We start from the raw sequence: 24,445 nt of genomic DNA on the forward strand, positions 1-24,445 counted from the left end.
CTGCTTGCATAAAGTAGGCATCTGTTGTTCGTATAAATATTTTGATTAAAAAAGGTTTTCTATGCTCGCTAGGCGCATTATTCCCTGTTTAGATGTTCGTGATGGTCTTGTGGTAAAAGGCGTTAAGTTTCGTAATCATGAAACCATTGGCGAAATCGTTCCTCTGGCGGAGCTATACGCCCAACAAGGCGCTGATGAATTGGTGTTTTACGATATTACCGCTTCTAGTGATCAACGCGTGGTGGACAAAAGCTGGGTAACTCGCATCGCGCAAGTCATCGATATTCCTTTTTGCGTTGCCGGTGGTATCAAGTCTGTTGAAGACGCTGGACGCATTCTTGAAATGGGTGCAGATAAAATATCGATTAACTCCCCTGCTCTTGCTAACCCTAGCCTTATTCGTGAGCTACACGATACGTTTGGGCAACAGTGCGTGGTGGTCGGTATTGATAGCTACTTCAATGAAGAAACAGGAAAATACCAAGTACACCAGTACACAGGGGACGAAAGTCGCACGCAAATTACTCGTTGGCAAACCGCTGATTGGGTCAAAGAAGTGCAGCAACACGGTGCAGGTGAAATTGTACTTAATTGCATGAATCAAGACGGTGTGCGCCAAGGTTATGATATTACGCAACTGACCGCTATTCGTGAAAACTGCGCGGTTCCGTTGATCGCTTCAGGTGGTGCCGGTGAAAAAGTCCACTTTAAAGATGTGTTTGAGCAGGCTGATGTAGACGGCGCATTAGCGGCGTCAGTCTTTCATAAAGGCATCATTCCAATACCCGAGTTAAAGGCCTATTTGCGCGAACAGAAGGTGGCTATTCGCGATTAAGCGGTAGCAAAGCCCGCGAGCGAGTTATACAACATTAAATTGATACGAATACGAGATAAACATGATCATCAATAAGCAAAACGTTGAGCAATTGGCTTGGCAGAAAATGGACAACCTTCTTCCTTGCATCGTGCAAGATGCGTCTACAGGCAAAGTTTTAATGCAGGGGTATATGAACAGTGATGCCATTCATCACACCCTTGAAACGGGCCACGTTACCTTTTTCAGCCGCTCAAAGCTGCGCCTTTGGACCAAAGGGGAAACATCTGGCCACACACTAAATCTCGTTCAGCTCAGCGCTGATTGCGATCAAGATTCAATACTGGCTCTCGCTCACCCCAATGGCCCAACGTGTCACTTAGGTAACGAAACCTGCTGGGCTGATGCCGCTGCACCAGACGTCAGTTTTATCGCAGAGTTGGAGCAGGTTATTGCATCACGCAAGGGCGCATCTCCTGATTCTAGTTATACCGCCCACCTTTACAGCAAAGGGATAAAACGAATTGCCCAGAAAGTGGGTGAAGAAGGGGTTGAAACTGCATTAGCGGCCACGGTAAAAGATTTGGACGAGCTTAAAAATGAATCGGCTGATTTGCTATACCATCTACTGGTACTGCTGCAAGCAAGTGATTTGTCATTAAGCGACGTCATCGAAGTACTAAAAGCTCGCCACGCGAAGTAGTCGTTTTACTATAAACTGAACGGTCGGTTTATCAATACTACCGACCGTTAAGTAGTTCCCTTTTATCTTTTTTCTCTTTTTTCTCTTTTTTCTCTCTTCTCAACTTTTCAGCACTTGGTTTATTGCTCACGTCGCAGTCTTCTGTGCACTTTTAATATCTGCCACCATAGCGACTGCATCGCGCCACGCTCTTTCCCCTCGAGTGTAATGGGTGTCAAGTCTGATATAACCGTTCTAATTTATCGATACTTAGCGTTACAAGATTGTCATACTAATTCAATAATACGAAGGGTATAGTATCTCTATTCTTTATTAGGGATTTGAAATGCTTAAAAATTCGTCTCAGCATTATGGTTGGTTAAGTATCGCTTTTCATTGGCTCAGCGCCGTTGTGGTTATTGGAATGTTTGCAGCGGGCTGGTGGATGGTCGAATTAAGCTATTACAGCCCTTGGTACACGGATGCCCCCCATTATCACAAAAGTGTCGGCATACTGCTTACGTGCCTTACCGTTGTGCGAATGGTATGGAAAGTAACCCAGACTAAGCCGGACCCACTAGGCAAACCATGGGAAATATTAGCCGCAAGAGTCACTCACGCCCTGCTCTATATACTGTTAGTAACCTTATTTGTGAGCGGCTATTTAATTTCCACTGCCGACAACCGAGGGATTGACGTATTCAACTGGTTTTCGGTAGCCTCTTTAGGTAAATTATTTTCCAATCAAGAAGACTTATCGGGCATGGTTCATGAATATGTCGCTTATACGCTCATCGCCTTAGCAAGCTTGCATGGACTAGCAGCGTTGAAACACCACTTTATTAATAACGACAATACACTGGTAAGAATGCTTACCTTTAAAAAACATAAGGAATAAAAATGAGAAAGTCACTTTTAGCATTCAGTTTACTTGCCCTATTGACTGGCAACGCATTTGCCGCAGATTATGTGGTGGACACAGCAGGCGCTCATGCCTCAATTAACTTTAAAATTCAGCATCTTGGGTATTCTTGGCTAACCGGTCGTTTCAATACCTTTGATGGTAAGTTCAGTTACGACCCGGCCAAACCTGAAGCCTCTACCATCTCTGTGAATATCAATACGGATAGTCTTGACTCAAATCATGCTGAGCGTGACAAACACTTGCGCGGTGAAGATTTTCTGTACGTCAAAAAATATCCAATCGCTAAGTTTGTGAGCACCAAGGTAGAAAGCTTAGGCGGAGAGCGCTTAAAGATATTCGGGGACTTATCTCTGCATGGGATCACTAAACCTGTGATCATCATGGCCGAGAAAATCGGAGAAGGAAAAGATCCTTGGGGCGGCTACCGTGTAGGCTTCTCAGGCACCACACGTATCGCTATGGCAGATTATGGCATTATGACAAATTTAGGGCCTAGCTCGACTCATGTTGAGCTGATGTTGAACCTAGAGGGTGTTAAGCAATAACCCTAAATTGTGCTTTAACAAATCATGGCCCGCTTATTAGCGGGCTTTTTTGTTATATTCAACAATAAAATAAAACCAATAAAATCAAAAGGTTAAGTTTGAATTGAAATTTAATTTACATTTTTTAATTGAAAAATGTTGTGCCTATCCCTACATAGTATTTGTCGACGCCGAAAGGGTCAATACAAATTCAAAGGATAAGAATTTGGCAGGAAACTGCAAAGCCCTAAGGGTTACGCGAGAACCGCGTTAATAAACTAACGTCGCCGCTAGTCGGGACACTTTAATCTCATATTGCTTTATAAAGAGGATATGCAAAATGCGTAATATCGATCTATCTCCACTATACCGTTCTTTCATTGGTTTTGACCACTTGGCATCAATGATTGACACTGCATCTCGTAATGAAAAACAATCTAGCTACCCTCCCTACAACATTGAGTTGATAGCCGAAGATAAATATCGCATCACCATGGCGGTTGCGGGTTTCGCAGAAAATGAAGTCTCGATTGAGGTGCAAGAAAACACCTTGAAAGTCACCGGCAATAAAGCCGCAGCAACAGACGAAGAGCGAAAATTCCTTCACAAGGGTATTTCAGAGCGTAACTTTGAACGCAAATTCCAGTTGGGCGATCACGTAAATGTGCTCGACGCCAAAATGGAAAATGGCCTACTCCACGTTAATCTAGAGCGTGTGGTACCCGAAGCGAAAAAACCACGCACGATTCAAATTGGTAGTCATACTGAGAAGTTGATTGAGGGTGAAAGCAAACCCGCGAGTTAACTTATAAAATTTGATGTGTGTTCCCTGTGAATCAAAACGGCGCTAAGTGAGCGCCGTTTTTTTATGCCTTGTATTGATTGAATAATGTCCTCATACGAGTACCTATAAGAAAGTGCTAATAGAGATAAGCGATGTTCTGCACTGATAGTCCAATCAAAGCTACAAAGGTTAATATCATGCCTGAAACACGTTGCCAACTAGCCCCTGAATGATGTTTAAGGCCATAAGCGTGTAAAATACGGCCTACGAGCAAAGCGAGGCCAGCAATGTGCAGCACAATAGGATAAGACGCGTTAATTTCTGCGACCAACATCAATACGAGTGTTAACGGAACATACTCTGCAAAGTTTCCATGGGCACGTATCACGCCTAAGAAATGGCTGTCTCCTCCATCTCCCAGGCTGATTTTCCCCGCTCGGCGACCTCTAACAACTAATATTGAAAGATACACGAAAGTGATCCCCAGTAGTCCAGCGTAAAATGCGGTAATTGGCGTGTGTAGCATAATAAATAAGTTCCTGTTTTAGTGTGTTTTCGTTTTTAGTTTAGGTTCTTCGAAACAAATAAAAATGATTATAGGCATAAAAAAACCCACTTTTCAGTGGGTTTTTCATCATTCAATTAAATAGCCATCATTAGCCAAGTAAAGATGACAACTGGTCGCTGACGACATCAACCGCTTTAGTACCATCAATTTTATGATACTGGCAGTTGTTGGCGCTTGCTTCACTCTGATAATAATCAACCAGTGGCTTAGTCTGTTCATGGTAAACACCTAAGCGGTGACGAACGGTATCTTCTTGGTCATCAGCACGGATAACTAAATCTTCACCCGTTTCATCATCTTTTCCGTCGTTTTGAGGCGGATTGTATTGTAGATGATAAACACGACCCGAAGCAGGATGCACGCGACGACCCGCCATACGCTCGACAATCACTTCATCAGGTACATCAAATTCGATAACGTGATCGACATTAATGCCCGCTTCTTTCATCGCATCAGCTTGAGGGATAGTACGCGGGAACCCATCGAGTAAGAAACCGCCTTTGCAATCATCTTGTGCAATGCGCTCTTTTACCAAACCAATGATGAGCTCATCAGAAACCAGTTTTCCTTCGTCCATAACGCGCTTTGCGGCGTTACCTAACTCAGTGCCAGCTTTTATTGCTGCTCGTAGCATATCACCCGTAGAGATCTGCGGGATGCCATATTTACCCATTAAATATTGAGCTTGAGTGCCTTTACCAGCACCAGGAGCACCAAGAAGAATAATACGCATATTCTTTGCCCTCGCCTTTAGTTAAAGTTAAAAAATTCTGTGCCGAACTTTACACATTCGGCCTTTTGGTTACAAGCCGTATAAGACGTATGTCTTAGGTCAAATGTGTAAACATCTAATAATGCATAATATACACAAAAAATGGGCTAAAGAGCCCATTTTTTAACGTTATGTTGAGTAATTTAGCGTTATTTTGCCAAATTCATTAGTAGGGTGTTTAAATTGTGCACAAAGGCTGCTGGGTCTTTTAGACTGCCTTGTTCTGACAACGCAGCTTGATCAAACAATACTTCAGTCCACTGACCGAAACGTTCTTCATCTTGCTCGTCAGCTAGCATTTTCACCAGGCTATGCTCTGGGTTAAGCTCGAAGTGATACTTAGCTTCAGGTACTGGTTGACCTGCAGCTTGCATCAACTTGATCATCTGAGTAGACATACCACTGCCATCCGCCACGATACACGCAGGTGAATCTGTTAGACGGTGCGTAAATTTCACCTCAGCGACTTTATCGCCTAGCACAGTTTTAACGCGTTCAGTTAGGCCTTCAACTTGCTTCTCAGCTTCCTCTTGGGCCTTTTTGCTGTCTTCGTCGTCTAAATCACCTAAATCTAATTCACCATGGGTAATTGATTGGAATGACTTTTCATCGAATTCAGTCAAATGGGACATAAGCCATTCATCCACACGGTCTGACATCAATAAAACTTCGATGCCTTTTTTGCGGAAAATTTCCAAATGCGGACTAGATTTAGCTGCTTTGTAGCTATCGGCGGTAATGTAGTAGATTTTATCTTGGCCGTCTTTCATACGACTAACATAATCAGCCAAAGAAACGTTTTGCGCATCGCTGTCATTTTCAGTCGAAGCGAAACGTAACAAGCCTGCTACTTTCTCTTTATTGGCGTGATCTTCAGCGGGGCCTTCTTTTAGCACATTACCAAATTCAGCCCAGAAGCCTTGGTACTTCTCGCTGTCATTTTTAGCTACACGCTCAAGCATTTGCAATACGCGCTTAGTACAGCCCTGACGAATGGCTTGAGTGATTTTGTTATCTTGCAAAATTTCACGAGATACGTTCAAAGGTAGGTCGTTTGAATCAAGCAAACCTTTCACGAAACGCAAATACGTCGGCATGAATTGCTCAGCGTCATCCATGATAAACACGCGCTGAACGTATAGCTTTAAGCCGTGCTTTTGGTCACGGTTCCACATATCGAACGGTGCTTTAGCTGGGATATACAGCAAGCTATTGTATTCAGTTTTACCTTCAACCTTGTTGTGTGACCATACTAGTGGATCCGCAAAATCGTGAGAAATATGCTTGTAAAACTCTTTGTATTCTTCGTCAGACACTTCAGACTTATCGCGAGTCCATAGGGCTGTTGCCTTGTTTACGGCTTCCCACTTAGCAGGTTGCGCGGGCACTTTCTCGCCATCTGGGCCATCGCTTTCTGGTACTTCTTCTTTGTACATCATCACCGGAATGCTGATGTGATCAGAATATTTGCTCACGATTGAGCGTAAACGCCAGTCATCTGCGAATTCTTTTTCGTCTTCACGTAAGAACAAGGTAATTTCAGTACCACGGTCTGCTTTTTCAATATCCGCAACCGTAAACTCGCCTTCACCTTCTGATGTCCACTCAACGCCTTTGCTAGCATCGTCGCCTGCAGCACGAGAACGCACGACCACTTTTTCAGCCACGATAAACGCAGAGTAAAAACCAACACCGAACTGGCCAATTAATTGTGAGTCTTTCGCTTGGTCACCCGATAAATTACTGAAAAATTCAGAGGTGCCTGATTTGGCAATCGTGCCTAAATGCTCAATGACACTCGCTCGGTCCATACCGATGCCGTTGTCACTGATGGTGATAGAGCCAGCGTCTTTATCAATGCTTAACTTAACGCATAAATCGCCGTCACCTTCGTACAGGCTATCGTTCGACAGCGCCTTGAATCGTAATTTGTCTGCTGCATCGGCAGCGTTAGAAACAAGTTCACGAAGAAATATTTCTTTATTTGAATAAAGTGAATGGATCATCAACTGAAGCAATTGTTTTACTTCGGTTTGAAAGCCATGAGTTTCTTGATGGGCAACGTCAGCCATGGACAAGTATCTCCTAAGTTAGTTGGTTTCTGTTTGTGAGTAAGGAGATAAGGTCGCTTGAAAGCATTTCAATACAAAAGATGAAAAAATTGTAACTATCAGTGAGATATTTGACGGCCTATGAACTAGACCGTCATAAAACGTAGAAATTTTCGCCTAAGACAGGCTTCGACGACCCACAAAAGCATGCGTCAACGTATTGCCATCAACATATTCTAACTCGCCACCCACCGGCATACCGTGAGCTAACCGAGTCGCTTGAATGTCTCTCGCAGAGCACATCTGGCCAATGTAATGGGCCGTTGCCTCACCTTCAACCGTCGGGTTGGTGGCTAGGATCACTTCCGTCAAATCTTTGCTGTCTAACAAATTCGCTAGTTCGTCTAACCCGATTTCACTCGGCCCAATACCATCGATAGGCGATAAATGTCCCATCAATACAAAGTACAAACCTTTAAATTCAGCGGTTTGTTCAATCGCCACCACATCTTGGGGGGACTCAACAACGCACAAAGTGCCCGCTTCGCTGCGTCTAGGGTGAGCACAAATTTCACACAATTCGCTTTCGGTAAACGTACGGCACTGCTTGCAATGCCCCACGTGTTCCATGGCGTTATGCAACACTTGGCTCAACTGCAAGGCACCACTTCTATTTCGCTCTAACAAATGAAACGCCATGCGCTGGGCACTTTTCGGGCCCACACCGGGTAACACTTTAAACGCGTTAATGAGCTCTAAAATAAGAGGACTAAGCTTCATCTATACTGCCTTGAGTGAAATACTGAGAGTCGGCTTTCTTAGAACGGCATTTTGAAGCCCGGAGGCATCGCCATGCCGCCAGTGACATCTGCCATTTGTTCTTTGGTGGTTTCTTGCACACGACGTACTGCATCGTTAATGGCTGCCGCAACCAAGTCTTCAATCATTTCTTTATCGTCTTCCATCAAGCTATCGTCAATGTCAACGCGGCGTACGTTGTGGTTACAGGTCATAGTGACCTTCACCAAACCTGCGCCAGACTCGCCGGTAACTTCCATTTTGGCTAGCTCTTCTTGTTTCTTCTGCATGCGCTCTTGCATTTGTTGCGCTTGCTTCATTACATTACCCATTCCACCTTTAAACATATTTTTCTCTCTTAAACTTTGAAATAAAACTTAGCGTGCTTTGATTGAATCATTTAGCACTTGGGCGTTGAACATGTCTTTAAACATACAAATGGACTCATTAGTTTCGACCACTTGCTTGGCATATTCAAATCGCACCCGATTAATACTTTGTTGTAAGGCAAACGGCGTGTTAATCGCGTCACCTACATGTACCTCTAGGGTAATCTGTTGTTGCAACACATCACTCAGTGCACGTTGCAATTGTTCTTTAGCTGAATCGGTATTCAGGTGCTCCTTGGTTTGCACCAAATTGAGCACGACTTTGTCACCATCTTGAGTGAACTCAGAATGCAGCGCCAATTGCTTCGTCAGCGCAGCCACTTGCATCTGTGTTATCAACGCGCTCCATTTATCCAATTGGGGCGCTATTGTGACCTTCTCACCCGACTCAAGAAATGCAGGTACCTCATAGTCCACCTCACATTCTAAATCTTGCGCTAAATGAGCAGTGGGGTCGAAAACGGTATTTTCAATCTCTTGTTGGTTTTCTGCTATGTCTTCTTGTGCGTCAACGGGCACCGTCACTTCATCAAGGGCTAGCGCCTCATGGCTTAGTTCATTAGCAGATACATCACCACCAGTGACTTCGTTAACGGTTACTTCGTTAATGTCATTGATATCATTATGAGAGGTTTGATTATTAGCATCATCTGTCGCCCAAGGCGGTGCTTCCCCTGACTCGGCATGATTCTCATTAGGTACATCAGCATCGTTCGGATAAGGTGCATCTGCTTGAGCAGAGTACGCGTAAGGCGTAGCTTGCTCAGGTGAAGACGGCTCAGGTAGAGATTCGGGTGAACTCGGGCTTTCAGCAGAAGCAGGCTCAGTGACGGGCTGATTTCTAGGAATTGCCCCAGCTATTGGTTCAACACCCGGCCCGCTACCACCAGGCAAAAACTGACTGGCGTCATAACCACCTTCAGACTTTTTTACTGAAGGGGCATTCTCCTGTTCATCTTGCGCTGCCTGAGTGAGTTTACGGCGCAGCGCAAGTAAACTCTCGGTAGATTGACTTTGCGGCTTAGAGGCATCTTGTTGATGGACTTCTTGCTGATGGTCGACAGCTGTATTCGTATCATGCGGTTGCTGAGTCTGCGGCTGTATAAAATACTCAGCTTCTTGCAAAATGCCTGCTTGTTGCGCTTCCATGTCCTGCATTTGTGCACTGTGATATTCGTCATCATCAAACGGCTGAGCTGAAGCTTCATCTACTAGTGTCTTTTCAACAGCAGCAGCTCCTTCCACTTGATTTTGTGTGGCCGCTTTGTCTGCATACTCACTTTTCGAGCCCACTACCTCAAGGGGTTGAGTGTTCTGACGGGCTGTAAAATCACTGTCGTTAGTAAAATCATTGTTAGACGTAGAGTCACTGGCAGTAGATGGCGCATCTTTTGGCGCTGCCGCTCTTTGCGTGTTATCAATCTCAGTGGCAATTGGTGCTTGGGGCGCTTCCTCAGCTTGTGCCGTCGCAGCGACAACCGTTTCCTTAGACTCAACTGGCGTGTCGTCAGTGGGTGTAACAAGGTCGTGTTTGTCTCGCATTGGCAGCGGTGCACTACTCGGTCCACTACTCGGCCCACTACTCGATAATGGGCTTGGGGTCATAGCCACTAGCTCTTCAACACTAGTATTTACTTGCACTGGGCTAAAGGCCAACATGCGCAGCAGTGTCATTTCCAAGCCTGTTCTGGCATCCGCTGCAAATGGCATATCGCGCTTACCTTGCAATGCAATTTGGTAAAGCAATTGTATGTGCTCAGGCAGTGCATTTTTAGCTAATTGATATATCGCCCGAGCGGAAATAGTCTCAAGTTTGCATGCATCAGGTACAAATTGGGTCAAAGCGACTTGATGTAGCAAACTCATCAATTCATTCAGCACCTGGCTATAGTCGACGGCTTGTTCAGACATAAAGTCGACCAATTCAAACACCGACTCATTTTGCTTATTCAGCACAGCATTGAGTAACTTGAGAACTTGCGTTTTGTCCATTAAGCCGAGCATGTCGGTGACTATGCTTAAACTGACGTTGCCATTGCCTTGGGCAATAGCTTGATCGGATAAACTCAAAGCGTCACGCATACTTCCCTGTGCAGCTCTTGCTATTTGCGCCAGCGCTTCTGGCGCATTTTGAAGTTGCTCTTGGGCAAAAACATGCTGTAGTTGCTGAGCAATTTGCGCTCGTGATAAGGCTTTAAGGTTGAACTGCAAGCAGCGAGATAAAATCGTGATCGGTAGCTTTTGCGGATCGGTTGTCGCCAACAAGAATTTGACGTGTGGCGGTGGCTCTTCAAGGGTTTTAAGCAGAGCGTTAAAACTATGCTTAGACAACATGTGTACTTCATCAATTAAGTACACTTTGTATCGACCACGTGAGGGTCGATATTGTACGTTGTCTAATAATTCCCGAGTATCCTCGACCTTTGTGCGTGAGGCTGCATCGATTTCTAACAGATCAACGAAGTTGCCCTGCTCTATTTCAACACAGGTAGAGCATTTACCACAGGGTTTTGACCCCATGCCCAATTCGCAATTCAGACTCTTGGAAAAGATCCGTGCGATAGTGGTTTTGCCCACACCTCGCGTACCCGTAAACAAATAAGCGTGGTGTAAGCGGTCATTATCAAGTGCATTTGAAATGGCTGCGACTACATGCTCTTGACCAACTAATTCACTGAAATTATTTGGCCGCCATTTTCGCGCTAGAACTTGATAGCTCATGTTATTGGATTACTCGCCTTCGAACTCACAAATTGAATGACTTTGTACACCGATTTCTTGCAGTTTGGCTTCACCACCTAAATCAGGTAATGAAATAACAAAACCAGCATGCTCAACGATACCGCCTAAACGTCTAATTAAATTAGCAGTGGCGATCATTGTGCCACCAGTGGCAAGCAAGTCATCTAGCATCAATACTTTCTCACCCGGTTTGACCGCATCTTCATGGATCTCTAGGCAGTCAGTGCCGTATTCAAGATCGTAGCTTTCGCTGATCACTTTACGCGGCAGTTTATTGGGCTTACGTACAGGTATAAAACCGATACCTAGCTCAATCGCCAGAGGCGCACCGAACAAAAAGCCGCGGGCTTCTGTGCCAGCCACTTTATCGAAATTGTATGGAGCGAACTCTTTTACCAAAAGTTCGATACTCGTCGTGTACGCTTTATGATCTTCAAGAATCGAAGTCACGTCACGAAATAAAATCCCAGGTTTGGGATAATCAGGTACGGTTTTAATAACCGACTTTATATAAGCAGCGGGCACAGCTTTCCCCGTTGTGATGGATAATTAAAAAACGACGGTTAAAGGAAAACCATCCAACCAAGGATGACGTGCATTAATGGCAGTGCCAATAACGTCAACAGCCCAGCGGCCAGATAAGTGAAGTTGAACGGATCTTGAGAACCATTATTATCTTGCATTGAAAACCCCATTCGTCGCGATTTAACTAATATGAATTCAGCCGTAAATGGTAATTCAAACAAATAAAAATTGATAGCCTATTTACGTGCTAATCGCATACGGCACGAGTATCTGTTGCTCTAACATTTGCTGCACAATTTGATTTACGCCTTGTATCACTTGCGCTGGTTCTATTTGCGGGAGCGTTTCAATCATACTTTGATTCAGCGACTCGAGTGACAAATGCTGATTATTTTCAATCGTGACGAGCAAATGGGCTGTCATAGCGGTTATCAGCGTAAAATCTACTTGATCGTCGCTATCACGGTGGATCACTAAATAAACAGGCTCGCCAGGTTCGCTTGGTTGATAATCTTGGCTAATTTGGTGTACAGGAAACTGGTAACTCACCACGCTGGCCAGTTGTGATAATTGCACTGCTGTTACCTTTTCTGCTGCGTCGTATGTTTGAGAGTGAGTTTGCTTTCTGATAGATACCGTAAGCTCCATCCATTCATAGTGGGCCAGTTCGGCCATAAAAATGGGATCATGTGGTTGGCGTTCGTACTCATTGCTTAAATACTCAACGAACTCTTTACTGATATCCGTAAAATAGGGCGAACGGCATTCGTGCTCAGCAAAAAATTGCCGAGCAAGGCTGTTCCATTGCGCTTCGGTATACAAACTCTCAAGTACAGGAAAGCCCGAACTAAGAAACCCCTTGATATTGTTAAAGAACAAATCTCGGTAGATTTCCATTCGCCTTGGCTCAATGCCATGTGAGAAAGAGTGAGTAGCAGGATCTTTTAGGTGATCAATGAACGCCAGCTGAGTCTTTTGAAAGTCGTACATTTATGCCAAATCCTTGTGTGTCTCGGCCACCCTATGCTTAAGCTGAATTTGTCGAATTTTGTCAACTTCAAGCAAGAGTTCTTCAATCGGAGGAATATTAAAATCACGCTCTAACAAGGTGGGAAAGACACCGTGGATCTCATACGCTTTTTCGAGTAAATCCCATACAGGTTGAATCACATCAGCGCCGTGGGTGTCCACTTTCAAATCGTCAGCCTCATCATAGTGCCCAGCAATATGACCATAGACAATTCGTGCTGTTGGCATTGCCTTCAAAAACCCCTCAGCGTCATAACCATGGTTAATTGAATTTACATAGATATTGTTTACATCCAACAGCATTTTACAATTCGATTCTTCCAATACTGCTAGTGTGAAGTCTTGTTCACTCATATTAGCGTTGGGCGCTGCATAGTATGATACGTTTTCTAGTATGAGCGGCCGCTCAATGATGTCTTGCACCATGTTGACTCGCTCAACCACGTACTTCACTGCGTCTTCGCTGAATGGGATTGGCATTAAATCGTAGAGATGGCCCTTACCTGAACAATAACTTAGGTGCTCGCTGTAATGCTGAATATTATGCGTATCAAGAAATGCTTTTACGTCTTTAACGAAATTAATATCCAGCGGCTCGGGGCCACCAATAGACAGTGAAAGTCCGTGGGTTGTAAACTCGCTGGTGCTGGTAAACTGATTGAGCTGCTTTTGGTACTTTCCTCCCAGCGGGATCCAGTTCTCGGGAGCGACTTCCCAAAAATCGACAGCGCTGGGAATATCGTCAATTAGTTCGTTGATCATCTCACGGCGTAATCCTAAACCCACGCCTGATAAATGCTTACTCTGCATCACTTACCTCTTCACTGCCGTTATAACGACTGTTTTAACCTAGCCGACAACTTACGTCGCCTAAACAATAAAGGCCAGCAAAGCTGGCCTTTATTCAGAAAATTCTAGTTAAGAATTAAGCTTGGCCGCCACATTTACCTTCGCCGCACTTACCTTCTTTAGCTGCTTTGTCGCCGCCACATTTACCTTCGCCGCACTTACCTTCTTTAGCTGCTTTGTCGCCGCCACATTTACCTTCGCCGCACTTGCCTTCTTTGGCTGCTTTGTCGCCGCCACATTTACCTTCGCCGCACTTGCCTTCTTTGGCTGCTTTGTCGCCGCCACATTTACCTTCGCCGCACTTGCCTTCTTTGGTCATTTTAGCTGCTTTGTCGCCGCCACATTTGCCTTCGCCGCACTTACCTTCTTTGGTCATTTTAGCTGCTTTGTCGCCGCCACATTTGCCTTCGCCGCACTTACCTTCAGCAACATCTTGCATATAACCAGACTCTAATGTTTGCATCCCAAAAGGTGCCGCGTTTGCTTGAAAGCTAACTGAAGCTAGTGAGCCTAGTACAACTGCACCAATTGCTGTAGCGATAGTAGTTTGTTTAATTTGTTTCATATTTGACACCTTAAGTAGAAGTAATAATTTTGTGTAATCTTGCTTACAAGTGATAAGACCCAACGATGTAAATGAATATTTCACCGGCAAGAAAAATATTTACATTTAATCCCTATTTCCTCCCTGAAACATAAGTTCACACCCAGTGTAGACTATTCCCCCAATGTTTGAGTGAAGCTTGAAAATGATAAACAACCTCAATCGCTTATGTATTGCTCAGACGTGTGGTGGGTAAGTATACTTAGCATCTTAAAATAACTTAGGCGCCAAGCTGGGTAACTAAGGTGTTATTTTGTGCATATACGAAATTTTCTCAGCGCTTCACGTACCCCCATCAATTTATCTCTAACCATCATCGAACCTAATACGCTAGAGTCATTCATGGCGTAAGCTCATATCGCTGGTCGAATGTATCATTATTAACGTGCAAATTATTTTCAGGAAAAGCAAGGTTAGTAAGATGGCTCAATCACCCACCAGTGGCTAAGCCGTCTGTTAATAGAGCTCTCATTTTATAAAGGCTCTCAGTCGAGGAGCTATAGTGCTTTAATCCTTGCTAATATAGCTTCATCTAGCGCTTTTTCGTGTTCCTTAAATACGCTAGACCCTGTGGCTTGGGGAGTGTTGCCGTGTTTGGCTATAACGACTCCGAGCTCAGGATAAATGGCAATTGATTGGCCAAAAATACCGGATGCGCGAAACTCCTCGTTGCCAGTTTCTAACCACCATTGGTAACCATAATGAGGGTACGTGGTCGATGGCGTTATCGAGTCTTTTACCCAGTTGCGCGGCAATGGTGAATTGAGCGGTGACGACAATTGTTCATAGGCGAACTGCCCTAGCCGAGCAAAGTCTCGCAGGCTAGCCAGTAAGCAACAACCACCGGTTTCAACACCGTTTGGTCTATCAAGTACCCAAAACGCATCGTTTTCCATGGCGTTGGGTTGCCATATTTTATCTTGTAAATAGGTAGCAGCATTGTTACCAATCGCTGAGCGTAAAAGCTCGCCAATCAAGTTCGACTCTGCAGTATTGTAATTAAACACGGTACCCGGCTCGTGCGCTCTTGAAAGCGCTTTGACATAGTTAATTAATGTTATGCCATTTGCTCCGCCTGCTTTTGACACATCCGAATTTGGGTCGCTGTAATCTTCGTTCCACTGAACGCCAGAATTCATGTGCAACACATTTTTAATGGTTACGCCCTCATAAGCCGAGCCTTTCAGCTGGGGCAAGTAGTCAACCATCTGATCATTTACGCTTGCTATATAGCCGTCTTTGATTGCAGCGCCAATCAGTAACGATGAAACAGATTTAGTGACTGAAAACGATATCCAGCGGGTGTTCTTATCATTTCCTTCTGTGTAATTTTCGTATACCAACTCACCGTCTTTTAGCACCACCATCCCTATCGCGCCTTTAAGTGCAATGAAATCTTCGATGGTATACTTCGTTTCTCCAACCTGGTAGGTAACACTTCCTAGACCGAGATCATTTAACACCATGGGTTTTGCATTTTTAGATTTTGCAACCACTCGCGTCGGCCACATTCTGCTAATGTTTTTAAAACCGATCGCACGCTCCTCTTGGGTCCAAAAGAGTATTTCACTGCTGCGCTCCACTAATTTACTCTTTTCGATAAACGCATCATCAGAACGTATACCGGCAGAAGCATGACCAATTATTATGCCAGTGGTGAATATTGATAACGTTAAAGATAAGGACAAAAAACGACTTGCATGTAGGCCGAACTGAGTGAATTTATTCATATACTTCATTTTTTGCTTTCCTAGCGTTGGCTGAATAGATAAACAAGACAAACCCATTTTAATGCTTAGCACTTTGCATCTAAAAATACGGTCAGTTTTCAGTCAACAACATATAACATTTGGTTAACATCGGCAAACTAAGCTGAACGTCGGCGAACCGCCAAAATCAGAAGGATACCGCGAAGACTTTGCTCTGGTTGAAAGAGTATCGTTTTGGCTCTATTCGTAAGATGAAACAATGCTAGAAATTACGAAAATCATACTAATAGGTATGCAAAAATGCGTACGAAGCGCCGCACTAAAAACCGTGCAAAGCAATATGAGACGACTACTTCGAGCTTGAAATGAAAGCGGTGTGCGGCAAATGTTTAAGATAGCCTGAGCACAGGGTACTGTTGACTTTTTTCTACCACTAAGTTGAGCGCAGCACTGCCAATTTCCTACGTAATTCACTATCCCATTTAGGCTGTTTAATCGGGAAAGCTTATTTTGCCCATGGTGATATTCGGGATCCCCTGCTCTAGGTTGCCAAACGGCTGTTGCCCACCAACTAGGCATTCGTTGGCTAATATGGCGAATAGCACCGCTTCTTTGGCGTCTGGGTCTATCCCTAGCTTGCTGGTATCTTGGATGGCCGTCACGTTGGGGCACAATCGCAAAATATGCTCCATCAACAGCGGGTTATGAATGCCACCGCCGCTTGCGTAAACTTTGAATTCTTCAAGCTCGATTGCGGCATCATTAATGGCATTTGCAATTGTTCTCGCCGAAAATAAATTCAAGGTGGCAAGTACATCTTCATGGGCTAATTGTTGGGTAGCTGAGTGCGCCTGAGCAACACTTAAATAGTCCAAATTGAATACTTCGGGGCCAGTGGTTTTAGGAAAATCTAGCGCAAAAAACGCATGCTCTAACAAGCTATCCAATAACCCTAAGTGCACCTTGCCCTGAGATGCAATTGCACTGTCTTTATCATAGTGTAATGGCGAAAAATGGCGCTGCACGTATGCGTCCATGATGGTGTTGCCAGGCCCAATATCTGAACTAAATACCGCACTTGCATCTGCTGAGCAGGGCAAAAAGGTCAAATTAGCGATGCCACCCATGTTCAATAAAATGCGATTCTCTTGCTTACTGGTGAAAAACAAGTAGTCCCCATAAACGGCTAGCGGCGCGCCCTCACCTCCCGCTGCTATATGTTTCTGGCGAAAATCCCCTATGGTCAAAATACCAGTGGTTACGGCTAGGTGATCCGCATCACCAATTTGCAAAGTGGCGTTGCCAAACTCACTTTGACCATGTTGACGTAACGGGCAGTGATAAATCGTTTGCCCGTGGCTAGCGATGGCATCGATGTCTGTGGCAGCTATATTCCACTTTTCTAAACATTGATTGACCATCTGACCATGCAAAACGCCTACCCAAGGGTTTAGCAAGGTCACCTGTTGCAAGTCCACATGGCGCTTAGCAAACACACTTTTTATTTTTTGTTTGTAACCATCGTCGTAATCCACGGTGCAAAATGCCACTAACTCGATTTGCGTGTCAGTGCCGTGCCCCTCAATGCGGCACAATGCCACGTCTAGTCCGTCTAGGGAGGTGCCACTCATCAAACCAATGATTAAGCGAGAGCGTTTTTTAGCGCTGCAATATAGTTGCTCGATGTGCTTGTTCATTATTTAATCTGCTCTTAATTACGACTGAGTAAGAATAATTTATCAATAAATATAAAATTAACAAGAAAGTTTTATTGCAATTTGTATTTTGCTGAGTAAATAATGAGTCTTGTGTACAAATAAGAATCACCAAAAGCACATTTTTCCATCGTGCTTTTTATTGCGCTTTCCATCGAATATTGACCTCGGGATAGAAGACAAATGAAACACAAAACGCATACTAGCAAGTTGCAACGACTCACCCTAACGCCCATCACGCTTGCAGTAACAGCTGCTTTTTTCAGTTGTGCCCCCATGGCGCAAGAGCAATCGCAAAAAGCAGATAAAACCGAAGTTATCTCCATTACAGGCTCTAGAATACAACGCACAGAGCTGGTATCAAGCAGTGCAGTAGCCAGTGTTGACCAAGTACAGATTAAACTAGATCGCGCCGTCAACGTGGAAGATATTACAACAAAATTACCCCAAGCAGCGGCGGGTGCAAACAGTACCGGCTCGACCGTAGGTGATTCATTCGGCTCTTCAACCATTGATTTACGAGGCTTAGGGCAAAACCGCACCCTAGTATTGATTGATGGCACGCGCGCAGTGCCATTTAGTTTCCGTAATTCTGTGGATGTTAACATGATCCCCACTGGCTTAATCAAGCGTGTTGATGTACTCACCGGCGGTGCCGCCGCTGTGTATGGCGCTGATGCAGTTTCTGGTGTGGTTAACTTCATCCTGAACGATGACTTTACTGGTGCTGAGTTTTCCAGCAGCTACGAAACCGCTGATGGCGGTAACGAAACTCTTAATTTTGAAGGTATTTTCGGCGGTGATATCGCTGATGGTTTAGGTCATATAACAGGCTACCTCGGCTACTCTGAAAGAAAAGAGTTATTAGCCGGCGAGCGTGATTATGCAATGCAAAATGCCAACGCCATCATTAACACTGGCGGTTACTATACCGACGTGGCAACAGGCAATGCCTTTGCCATTGGTGGAGGCGGAAATGTGCTTGATGAGCGCCAAACAACAAGCTCAACGGCTGATCTGTACCTGACTCAACCGATGAAACGTTTGTCGAGCGGCCTATTATTTGACTTTGATCTAACTGACAACGCCACGGCTTATGGTCGAGTCATGTACTCTCAAGTCACGGTTGAGGGTGCTGGCGCAAGCGGACAAGCACCGATATCGGTCAATCAAGCAGTGACGCTAACCGCAGATAATGCCTTTTTAACTGATGACATTCGCAATAGACTAACCTTTGATACTAACGGCAATGCACAAGTAAACGTAGAACGAAATCTAGGCCTTGGTGTACAGCACACAGAAGCTGAACGAGATTCAATTCAACTACAATTAGGCATCAAGGGCGATATCACTGATTACTTACGTTACGATGTTTACGGGCAGTACGGTAAAACAGATGAAACCGCGACCTTATATAATAACGCCTATACAGTTGACGGCGCTGGCAATAATCGCTTTGCGGCGTTGGCCAATAGTGTCGATTTGTTCGACCCGAATTTGGATTTATCCAATTTCAGTGACCCACTTATTTATACCACCCGAGAGCGCACTCAAAATGTGCTTGCAGCAACTCTGTCTGGTGACTCATCAGCCTTCTTTGAATTACCGGATGGTCCCATCGATTTTGCAGTAGGTTATGAATATCGCAAAGAAACGGGCGAACAGACGCCAGGGGACGCATTCAGAAACGGCACCAGTTTTGCAACTGTAAGCGCATTTGATATGGATGCTAGCTTTGACAGTGAGGAATTTTATGCCGAGCTGCTAATCCCTGTGGTATCAGACGTCGCCTTTGCCAAAGAGGTGAGCATTGAAGGGGCTTATCGTGTTTCCGAGTATTCTAATACCGAAGCAGAAGATACCTATAAAATTGGCCTTAACTGGGCGATTAACGATGATATTCGCTTACGTGCGAACAAACTAACCGCGTTTAGAGCACCCAACCTAGGTGAGTTTGCTAGCCCAATCAGTGGCTTATCACTTGCCTTATTCGATCAAACAAGTGATCAGTTTGTAGCCCGATTTGCTGGGCGTTATAACGGAGATCCTTGCTTATTGGGCACAGGCGATACAGCTCAGTGCGAACGCTACGGTGCACCTGCGATCGGTACAGCTTATGATTCGAGCACAGCGGAGTATACCTATGGAGGCAACCCAGACATTAAGCCTGAACAGGCCGAATCTGAGACCCTGGGTATCGTCTACACCCCTGAGTACATTGACGGTTTCGATATCTCAATCGATTATTATCACATTGATATCTCTGATGCCGTTAGCCAAATTCAACCTGGCGCGGCGTTACAAAGCTGCTATATCGATAACCCTGATGCGAACAATCCATTATGTGGCGCTGTTTTGCGTGACTCAACCACTGGTTTTATCACCACAGCTATCGTTAATGACTTCAACTTGGCATCGATTGAACAAAGCGGTATTGATATAGCGACCAATTACATCATGGATGCGCCTGACGCCATTGGAGGTAAGCTCAAGTTTAGTTATCAAGGTAACCTAGTTACCAAGCAAACCCGCCAAAACAATGCCACAGTGGCGGCTATTGATTGTAAGGGGACCTACGGCAGCGCCTGCTCCGGCGACTTTGCCAGCGTGTTGCAAGCTGACTACAAGCACAGAGCAACCCTTGATTGGCAATTAGACACCATAAACATGCAGCTAGGTTGGAGACGAATAGGCGATGTAGATTACGCGTCTGACCGCTCCACTAGCATTAGCGCCCAAGATTATTTTGACTTCGCCGCATCTTGGCAAGCAACCGAGCAAGTGGTGTTAAACTTCGGTATCGACAACCTGTTTGACAAGCAACCGCCTACTCCATCAGCAGGAGCAAATCATTTCAATACAGTCAGTGATTACGATGTAATAGGCAGAACAATTGGATTAGCTATTCGTTACTCCCCCAGTTTGTAGTGGCTAACTTGTAGTGAACGCGGTTCATGAGATGTGTCACCAGAATTATCACTAAATTACTGGTAAATTCAATCAAGCCCTGCATTAGCAGGGCTTTTTTATCAGCTCAGCACGCATAGACCGATCGTTAATGCATTTATACGCTTTGTTAGCTATGACTATGGAAAAACGTGCGCCTATTTCGGTAAAATGAGGCATCATCTCAACAGAATTTGAGGTAAGGGTAATCGACTTCAATTTAGCGTATACAGTAAACTAGGCTGCTTAATTAAATGCTGTGGAACAATCAAAAATGAAACCTAAAGTATCACCACAAGTTGAACAGCAAGCGATGAAGTTTGCTAAGGGAAGACAAAAAAGTGGCCAAACGAAAGAGCAAACCAAGCTGATTGCTCAAGGCATTCAAAAAGGCATTGCGGATTACAAGAAGCAACAGGGGATAAAATTACGTGAAATTGACAAACAGCGTAAACAAAAAGCCAAACACGTTGCTGATAAACCTAATGAGCCAACAATCCAAGTTCTCCCAACCGCAGCTTTTAATCCCTTACCATGGGGCCTTTTAGCCCTGAGTTGGATTGGGTTTATCGCATATGTAGTTTGGCAGAGTTATTAACTGACTTTAGCAAGCATACCAGCCTATTTGGCCTCTGAACTCAACATATCGACACCGGCGCTGGTCTTGATTATCACCTAAACTAACGACAAAGCACTCGCTCACCATCCACTGTGAGGACTCAGCGCAAACACCTCCATTCCAAACATTTGTTCGCCTTACCTTTATTGTTCATTTTTCAAACAGATACTACGCTTATGTTGTGTTTAATGCCGCGGAATAAAATGGCGACAAGAAAGCATAAAAAGAAAATCTAATACTTACATTAGCCCTCTCGATTCAGACGAGTTCTAGCACAACTTGAATAAAGAGCCATTATTTTACACATCATAAAAAGGAAAGATTGATGTCTAATATCGCTGGTAAATCCTATGCTATGAACGTTATCACACCGCTCACAGGCTGGGTATATTATTGGAATAGAGTGAAATTCGCCGCTGTTCAATTTTCAGTTTCAAGGAAACTAGGCACCACTGGGTTTTGGGGTAATTTGGTGCCAATGAAACTAGCGGATTTAATCTATGAGCGTTTAAACGGATTATTAACCTTGTCGCTCATTCATTATGCTAGATGGACGGTAATCAAGAAATTTCCACACATACATGCCTCGCAACCAAAAGAGCAGCTCAAGTACCATTACATGATGTTTTTCAGTAATTTCAATGGCAGTTGGAAGCAATATGTCGATTCATTTCATATGGCCATACCCAACGGGCTGGACATGCTCTGGTACAAAAATGTTAAGTACCCAAACTCCGTCCCGCTGCAACCCTTTCACAATTACATTACCTACAACCAGATTTGGACCAATCATTATTATAACGCTTACCCACTAGCGGCATCGAACGATATTAAGGGCGCAGAGGCATTGACCAATGTGCTCAAAAAATTCATTGACGAAAGCGATCTAAACAATAACCCGGAGTTATTTCAGCGGCGCTTCGAACTACTGCTAGACGAGCAACAGCGTAATTTAGGGTTGATGGCGCCTACTCCTATCATTAGCTTGTCAGCCGAAGCAGTTATGCAAAGGGAGGCGTAAATCATGGGAAATCGATTTGGAGATGCTTACGGCCTTACGGTGCTGATCCCCGTTAAGCCAGGCACAGAGAATAACAGAGCTTATGATAAAATTATTCGCGACCAGCTACAGAGTTGGCCAAAACATAATGAGTCTCCCCTAGCTCGGGTACCAAATACCTATCTTGCCAGAGTCTTTTTACTACAAGATGTGTTTTACGAAGGAGCTCCCGCTGTTGAAGAACACCTGAAAAACAAGTACCTCGTGTTCACCAGCAATTTTCATGGCGACCTCGACACCTACCTTTATGGTATGTGGGAGGAGATTAGCGATGTACTGCAAGTATTACTTAAATACTGTTTTGCTTTTGAAAGTGTTCATTCGGCCACTGAATTTGTGCGATATATTAAAAAATGTCAGATCAATAACAGCCTGTTTTTCAATGGTTCCAACGATAAGCCGCTGCCAGAGCAACTCAAAGCGTTGTACGTCAAACAAGCCTTTATTCACTTCGCGTACTTAACGCAACATTTGCGCAATCAAGGTGACGAGGGAGCAATCAATCTTCAGCAATCCTTCAAGAAATTCGTCACGTTAATTGATATTGAAAACCTTGACGGTAACACCTGGCCCGTTGCCGCTACCCATGTACCGGTCGAAATAGAGCAAGACGTGAAAGCCACAATCATTGGTCACAAGGAGGCGAGCAAATGAATACGCGTAATACGGTATTAGATTTACATGACATCCAAGGAAACATAGTGTTCGGTTACGGGCGTTGGGGCTACCCGGTGTCTCGCTATCTATTTTTTAAAATTAACAATAAGCGCCAAGGCATGGCGTTCGTGAAAGACCTGATTCCTCTCATCACTAGCTCCGCCCCGCTTGATAAACAAAATAACGGTACTGCGTCACAAGCCACTACCAATATCGCCTTTACCTACGCCGGTCTGCGCGAACTGGGCTTACCTGATGAGTCCATGCGCAGCTTTCCTCAAGACTTTCGCATGGGCATGAAAGCGCGCAAAGACATACTGGGTGACGATGGTCCTAGTGCCCCAGAGCACTGGGATCCTATTTGGTTGAATCAATATGACGTGCACGTGTTTTTAAGTATTAATGCAACATCAGACACGCAACTAGTGCAGCGTTACGAACAGATTTTGCAGCTTATTGATAAGACAGGCGATGGAGTAATTCTACTCAGTGGTCATCGGGCTGGTGATGGCAGTACCTTAAGTGACTACCAATCAGGCAATGCCATCGTTATTGATGGTAAACCGACGGCAAATGAACATTTTCACTATGTGGATGGCATCAGTAACCCGGTTTTTAAAGGGCAAGGCAGAAATCGCGCTGAAACAGTGGGGGCAGGTAAACCTACTAGAGCAACAGCGACAAGTGAAGACGGCTGGGAGCCCCTTGAAGCCGGTGAATTTGTGTTAGGGCATAGAGACGAAAGTGGCGAGTACCCTATTGCGCCCAAGCCAAGGTTACTGTCGTTTAACGGTAGTTTTATGGTCTATCGCAAACTTCATCAAAACGTGGGTAAATTTACCTCCTACTTAAAAACGACAAGCGAGCATTACAGTGATGCTAATTTAAGCACTGAAGAAAAACAGGAAATATTGAAAGCGAAATTTGCTGGTCGCTGGTCAAATGGCGCGCCTTTATCGACCTACCCTGATTACGCTTCGGCGAAAGAATTTGGCGAACAATGGCAAAGCGCCACTGACGTGTTGTTTTACCAACCAGATGCCACACCTGATGAGAAGAATAAAGCCAGAGAAATATACGAAATCTTAAAAACACAAAGACGTGGATTCAATTACGATCACGACATTGAAGGGGCGAAATGCCCGTTAGGCGCTCATACTCGGCGCACTAACCCTAGAGGGTCTCTCGAATTTAATACTCAAGGCGCTTTCGACACGCCAGGGGCAATGGTCAACCGTCGTCGTATTCTAAGAAGAGGTTTACCCTACGGTCATTCCAGCGATCGAACGAATAACAGCGCAGAGCACGGTACTATTTTCATAGTCATCAACGCCAGTATTGAGCGCCAGTTTGAATTCGTGCAGCAACAATGGATTAACTATGGAAACGACTTTAAACTCAGTAACGAAAAAGACGTTTTACTGGGAAATCATGGTGAGACACATGACGGAAACCCCGATGGCAGAACGGTAATAAATGCAAATAGAGCCCTAGGGCAACCCACCTTTATGTGTTCCGGCATGCCACGATTTGTAGAAACCCGAGGTGGTGACTATTTCTTTATCCCCAGCTTGACTGCATTACGCATGATTGCAGAGGGGATCATCGATCCTACTTGAGGACGCCAAGCCTACAAACCGCAGCCGAACTGTGCTGACAACGTGACCAGCTTCAAAAACAAAA

Annotated in this window: 22 protein-coding genes; 10 read left to right on the forward strand and 12 right to left on the reverse strand. The window is 44.6% G+C overall.

The window, feature by feature from the left end:
• Positions 1 to 61 precede the first annotated feature (61 nt).
• The 5 genes from hisF to AC0L6N_RS12585 all read left to right on the forward strand — a co-directional run bounded on the left by hisF (position 62) and on the right by AC0L6N_RS12585 (position 3,750).
• On the forward strand, positions 62 to 835 hold the full coding sequence (hisF, locus tag AC0L6N_RS12565; protein ID WP_473474967.1) for an imidazole glycerol phosphate synthase subunit HisF: 774 nt from the start codon (positions 62 to 64) through the stop codon (positions 833 to 835).
• 61 nt (positions 836 to 896) lie between these two features.
• Complete coding sequence (hisIE, locus tag AC0L6N_RS12570; RefSeq protein WP_473474969.1) at positions 897 to 1,517, forward strand: bifunctional phosphoribosyl-AMP cyclohydrolase/phosphoribosyl-ATP diphosphatase HisIE; 621 nt, start codon at positions 897 to 899, stop codon at positions 1,515 to 1,517.
• 325 nt (positions 1,518 to 1,842) lie between these two features.
• The gene (locus tag AC0L6N_RS12575; protein ID WP_473474970.1) at positions 1,843 to 2,394 is read left to right on the forward strand and encodes a cytochrome b; all 552 of its coding nucleotides are present in this window, start codon (positions 1,843 to 1,845) and stop codon (positions 2,392 to 2,394) included.
• A 2-nt stretch (positions 2,395 to 2,396) separates the two neighbouring features.
• Positions 2,397 to 2,966: a YceI family protein gene (locus AC0L6N_RS12580; RefSeq protein WP_011575655.1), complete on the forward strand. Its 570-nt coding sequence runs from the start codon at positions 2,397 to 2,399 to the stop codon at positions 2,964 to 2,966.
• Between the two features lie 319 nt (positions 2,967 to 3,285).
• Entirely contained in the window at positions 3,286 to 3,750 is a 465-nt protein-coding gene (locus AC0L6N_RS12585) for an Hsp20 family protein (protein WP_011575656.1), read from the forward strand.
• Positions 3,751 to 3,865: 115 nt separating this feature from the next.
• Here the strand turns inward: AC0L6N_RS12585 and AC0L6N_RS12590 are convergent, their stop codons facing one another.
• The 12 genes from AC0L6N_RS12590 to AC0L6N_RS12645 form a co-directional block, all read right to left on the reverse strand.
• Positions 3,866 to 4,255 carry an MAPEG family protein gene (locus tag AC0L6N_RS12590; RefSeq protein ID WP_473474973.1) on the reverse strand — a complete coding sequence of 130 codons (390 nt, stop codon included), beginning with the start codon at positions 4,253 to 4,255 and terminating at the stop codon, positions 3,866 to 3,868.
• A 130-nt stretch (positions 4,256 to 4,385) separates the two neighbouring features.
• Entirely contained in the window at positions 4,386 to 5,030 is a 645-nt protein-coding gene (gene adk / locus AC0L6N_RS12595) for an adenylate kinase (RefSeq protein ID WP_011575658.1), read from the reverse strand.
• Positions 5,031 to 5,218: 188 nt separating this feature from the next.
• A complete protein-coding gene (htpG, locus tag AC0L6N_RS12600; RefSeq protein ID WP_473474975.1) occupies positions 5,219 to 7,141 on the reverse strand; it encodes a molecular chaperone HtpG in 1,923 nt (640 codons plus the stop codon).
• Between the two features lie 156 nt (positions 7,142 to 7,297).
• Complete coding sequence (gene recR / locus AC0L6N_RS12605) at positions 7,298 to 7,900, reverse strand: recombination mediator RecR (protein ID WP_011575660.1); 603 nt, start codon at positions 7,898 to 7,900, stop codon at positions 7,298 to 7,300.
• A 38-nt stretch (positions 7,901 to 7,938) separates the two neighbouring features.
• Positions 7,939 to 8,265, reverse strand: a complete 327-nt coding sequence (locus AC0L6N_RS12610; protein WP_006991930.1) for a YbaB/EbfC family nucleoid-associated protein — start codon at positions 8,263 to 8,265, stop codon at positions 7,939 to 7,941.
• 30 nt (positions 8,266 to 8,295) lie between these two features.
• Positions 8,296 to 11,028 carry a DNA polymerase III subunit gamma/tau gene (gene dnaX / locus AC0L6N_RS12615; RefSeq protein ID WP_473474978.1) on the reverse strand — a complete coding sequence of 911 codons (2,733 nt, stop codon included), beginning with the start codon at positions 11,026 to 11,028 and terminating at the stop codon, positions 8,296 to 8,298.
• A 9-nt stretch (positions 11,029 to 11,037) separates the two neighbouring features.
• A complete protein-coding gene (gene apt, locus AC0L6N_RS12620; RefSeq protein WP_006991928.1) occupies positions 11,038 to 11,574 on the reverse strand; it encodes an adenine phosphoribosyltransferase in 537 nt (178 codons plus the stop codon).
• A 240-nt stretch (positions 11,575 to 11,814) separates the two neighbouring features.
• Positions 11,815 to 12,564 (reverse strand): HvfC family RiPP maturation protein, encoded by a 750-nt coding sequence (locus tag AC0L6N_RS12625; protein WP_473474979.1) that lies wholly within the window; start codon positions 12,562 to 12,564, stop codon positions 11,815 to 11,817.
• Positions 12,565 to 13,413, reverse strand: coding sequence for an HvfB family MNIO-type RiPP peptide maturase (locus AC0L6N_RS12630; protein WP_473474980.1), 849 nt, complete (start codon positions 13,411 to 13,413; stop codon positions 12,565 to 12,567). It abuts the gene before it with no gap.
• 115 nt (positions 13,414 to 13,528) lie between these two features.
• Positions 13,529 to 14,017: an HvfA family oxazolone/thioamide-modified RiPP metallophore gene (locus tag AC0L6N_RS12635; RefSeq protein ID WP_473474982.1), complete on the reverse strand. Its 489-nt coding sequence runs from the start codon at positions 14,015 to 14,017 to the stop codon at positions 13,529 to 13,531.
• Between the two features lie 536 nt (positions 14,018 to 14,553).
• Entirely contained in the window at positions 14,554 to 15,795 is a 1,242-nt protein-coding gene (locus AC0L6N_RS12640) for a serine hydrolase domain-containing protein (RefSeq protein ID WP_473474984.1), read from the reverse strand.
• Between the two features lie 461 nt (positions 15,796 to 16,256).
• Positions 16,257 to 17,462, reverse strand: a complete 1,206-nt coding sequence (locus tag AC0L6N_RS12645) for an anhydro-N-acetylmuramic acid kinase (RefSeq protein ID WP_473474986.1) — start codon at positions 17,460 to 17,462, stop codon at positions 16,257 to 16,259.
• Positions 17,463 to 17,663: 201 nt separating this feature from the next.
• Between AC0L6N_RS12645 and AC0L6N_RS12650 the strand changes: the two genes are divergently transcribed.
• The 5 genes from AC0L6N_RS12650 to AC0L6N_RS12670 all read left to right on the forward strand — a co-directional run bounded on the left by AC0L6N_RS12650 (position 17,664) and on the right by AC0L6N_RS12670 (position 24,381).
• Positions 17,664 to 20,408 (forward strand): TonB-dependent receptor domain-containing protein, encoded by a 2,745-nt coding sequence (locus tag AC0L6N_RS12650; protein WP_473474988.1) that lies wholly within the window; start codon positions 17,664 to 17,666, stop codon positions 20,406 to 20,408.
• 292 nt (positions 20,409 to 20,700) lie between these two features.
• Positions 20,701 to 21,024 carry a DUF2956 domain-containing protein gene (locus tag AC0L6N_RS12655; RefSeq protein WP_473474989.1) on the forward strand — a complete coding sequence of 108 codons (324 nt, stop codon included), beginning with the start codon at positions 20,701 to 20,703 and terminating at the stop codon, positions 21,022 to 21,024.
• A gap of 346 nt (positions 21,025 to 21,370) precedes the next feature.
• Entirely contained in the window at positions 21,371 to 22,066 is a 696-nt protein-coding gene (locus AC0L6N_RS12660; protein WP_473474991.1) for a hypothetical protein, read from the forward strand.
• A 3-nt stretch (positions 22,067 to 22,069) separates the two neighbouring features.
• Positions 22,070 to 22,759: a hypothetical protein gene (locus tag AC0L6N_RS12665; protein ID WP_473474993.1), complete on the forward strand. Its 690-nt coding sequence runs from the start codon at positions 22,070 to 22,072 to the stop codon at positions 22,757 to 22,759.
• Complete coding sequence (locus AC0L6N_RS12670; protein WP_473474995.1) at positions 22,756 to 24,381, forward strand: Dyp-type peroxidase; 1,626 nt, start codon at positions 22,756 to 22,758, stop codon at positions 24,379 to 24,381. The genes AC0L6N_RS12665 and AC0L6N_RS12670 overlap by 4 nt, the downstream gene beginning before the upstream one ends.
• The last annotated feature ends 64 nt before the right edge of the window (positions 24,382 to 24,445 follow it).

This window comes from Paraglaciecola sp. G1-13, assembly GCF_055809255.1.

What these genes read in the sequence shown, in the direction of transcription:
- hisF (WP_473474967.1), top strand. Translation starts at nt 62, where the DNA reads ATGCTCGCTAGGCGCATTATTCCCTGTTTAGATGTTCGTGATGGTCTT.
- hisIE (WP_473474969.1), top strand. Translation starts at nt 897, where the DNA reads ATGATCATCAATAAGCAAAACGTTGAGCAATTGGCTTGGCAGAAAATG.
- AC0L6N_RS12575 (WP_473474970.1), top strand. Translation starts at nt 1,843, where the DNA reads ATGCTTAAAAATTCGTCTCAGCATTATGGTTGGTTAAGTATCGCTTTT.
- AC0L6N_RS12580 (WP_011575655.1), top strand. Translation starts at nt 2,397, where the DNA reads ATGAGAAAGTCACTTTTAGCATTCAGTTTACTTGCCCTATTGACTGGC.
- AC0L6N_RS12585 (WP_011575656.1), top strand. Translation starts at nt 3,286, where the DNA reads ATGCGTAATATCGATCTATCTCCACTATACCGTTCTTTCATTGGTTTT.
- AC0L6N_RS12590 (WP_473474973.1), bottom strand. Translation starts at nt 4,255, where the DNA reads ATGCTACACACGCCAATTACCGCATTTTACGCTGGACTACTGGGGATC.
- adk (WP_011575658.1), bottom strand. Translation starts at nt 5,030, where the DNA reads ATGCGTATTATTCTTCTTGGTGCTCCTGGTGCTGGTAAAGGCACTCAA.
- htpG (WP_473474975.1), bottom strand. Translation starts at nt 7,141, where the DNA reads ATGGCTGACGTTGCCCATCAAGAAACTCATGGCTTTCAAACCGAAGTA.
- recR (WP_011575660.1), bottom strand. Translation starts at nt 7,900, where the DNA reads ATGAAGCTTAGTCCTCTTATTTTAGAGCTCATTAACGCGTTTAAAGTG.
- AC0L6N_RS12610 (WP_006991930.1), bottom strand. Translation starts at nt 8,265, where the DNA reads ATGTTTAAAGGTGGAATGGGTAATGTAATGAAGCAAGCGCAACAAATG.
- dnaX (WP_473474978.1), bottom strand. Translation starts at nt 11,028, where the DNA reads ATGAGCTATCAAGTTCTAGCGCGAAAATGGCGGCCAAATAATTTCAGT.
- AC0L6N_RS12625 (WP_473474979.1), bottom strand. Translation starts at nt 12,564, where the DNA reads ATGTACGACTTTCAAAAGACTCAGCTGGCGTTCATTGATCACCTAAAA.
- AC0L6N_RS12630 (WP_473474980.1), bottom strand. Translation starts at nt 13,413, where the DNA reads ATGCAGAGTAAGCATTTATCAGGCGTGGGTTTAGGATTACGCCGTGAG.
- AC0L6N_RS12635 (WP_473474982.1), bottom strand. Translation starts at nt 14,017, where the DNA reads ATGAAACAAATTAAACAAACTACTATCGCTACAGCAATTGGTGCAGTT.
- AC0L6N_RS12640 (WP_473474984.1), bottom strand. Translation starts at nt 15,795, where the DNA reads ATGAAGTATATGAATAAATTCACTCAGTTCGGCCTACATGCAAGTCGT.
- AC0L6N_RS12645 (WP_473474986.1), bottom strand. Translation starts at nt 17,462, where the DNA reads ATGAACAAGCACATCGAGCAACTATATTGCAGCGCTAAAAAACGCTCT.
- AC0L6N_RS12650 (WP_473474988.1), top strand. Translation starts at nt 17,664, where the DNA reads ATGAAACACAAAACGCATACTAGCAAGTTGCAACGACTCACCCTAACG.
- AC0L6N_RS12655 (WP_473474989.1), top strand. Translation starts at nt 20,701, where the DNA reads ATGAAACCTAAAGTATCACCACAAGTTGAACAGCAAGCGATGAAGTTT.
- AC0L6N_RS12660 (WP_473474991.1), top strand. Translation starts at nt 21,371, where the DNA reads ATGTCTAATATCGCTGGTAAATCCTATGCTATGAACGTTATCACACCG.
- AC0L6N_RS12665 (WP_473474993.1), top strand. Translation starts at nt 22,070, where the DNA reads ATGGGAAATCGATTTGGAGATGCTTACGGCCTTACGGTGCTGATCCCC.
- AC0L6N_RS12670 (WP_473474995.1), top strand. Translation starts at nt 22,756, where the DNA reads ATGAATACGCGTAATACGGTATTAGATTTACATGACATCCAAGGAAAC.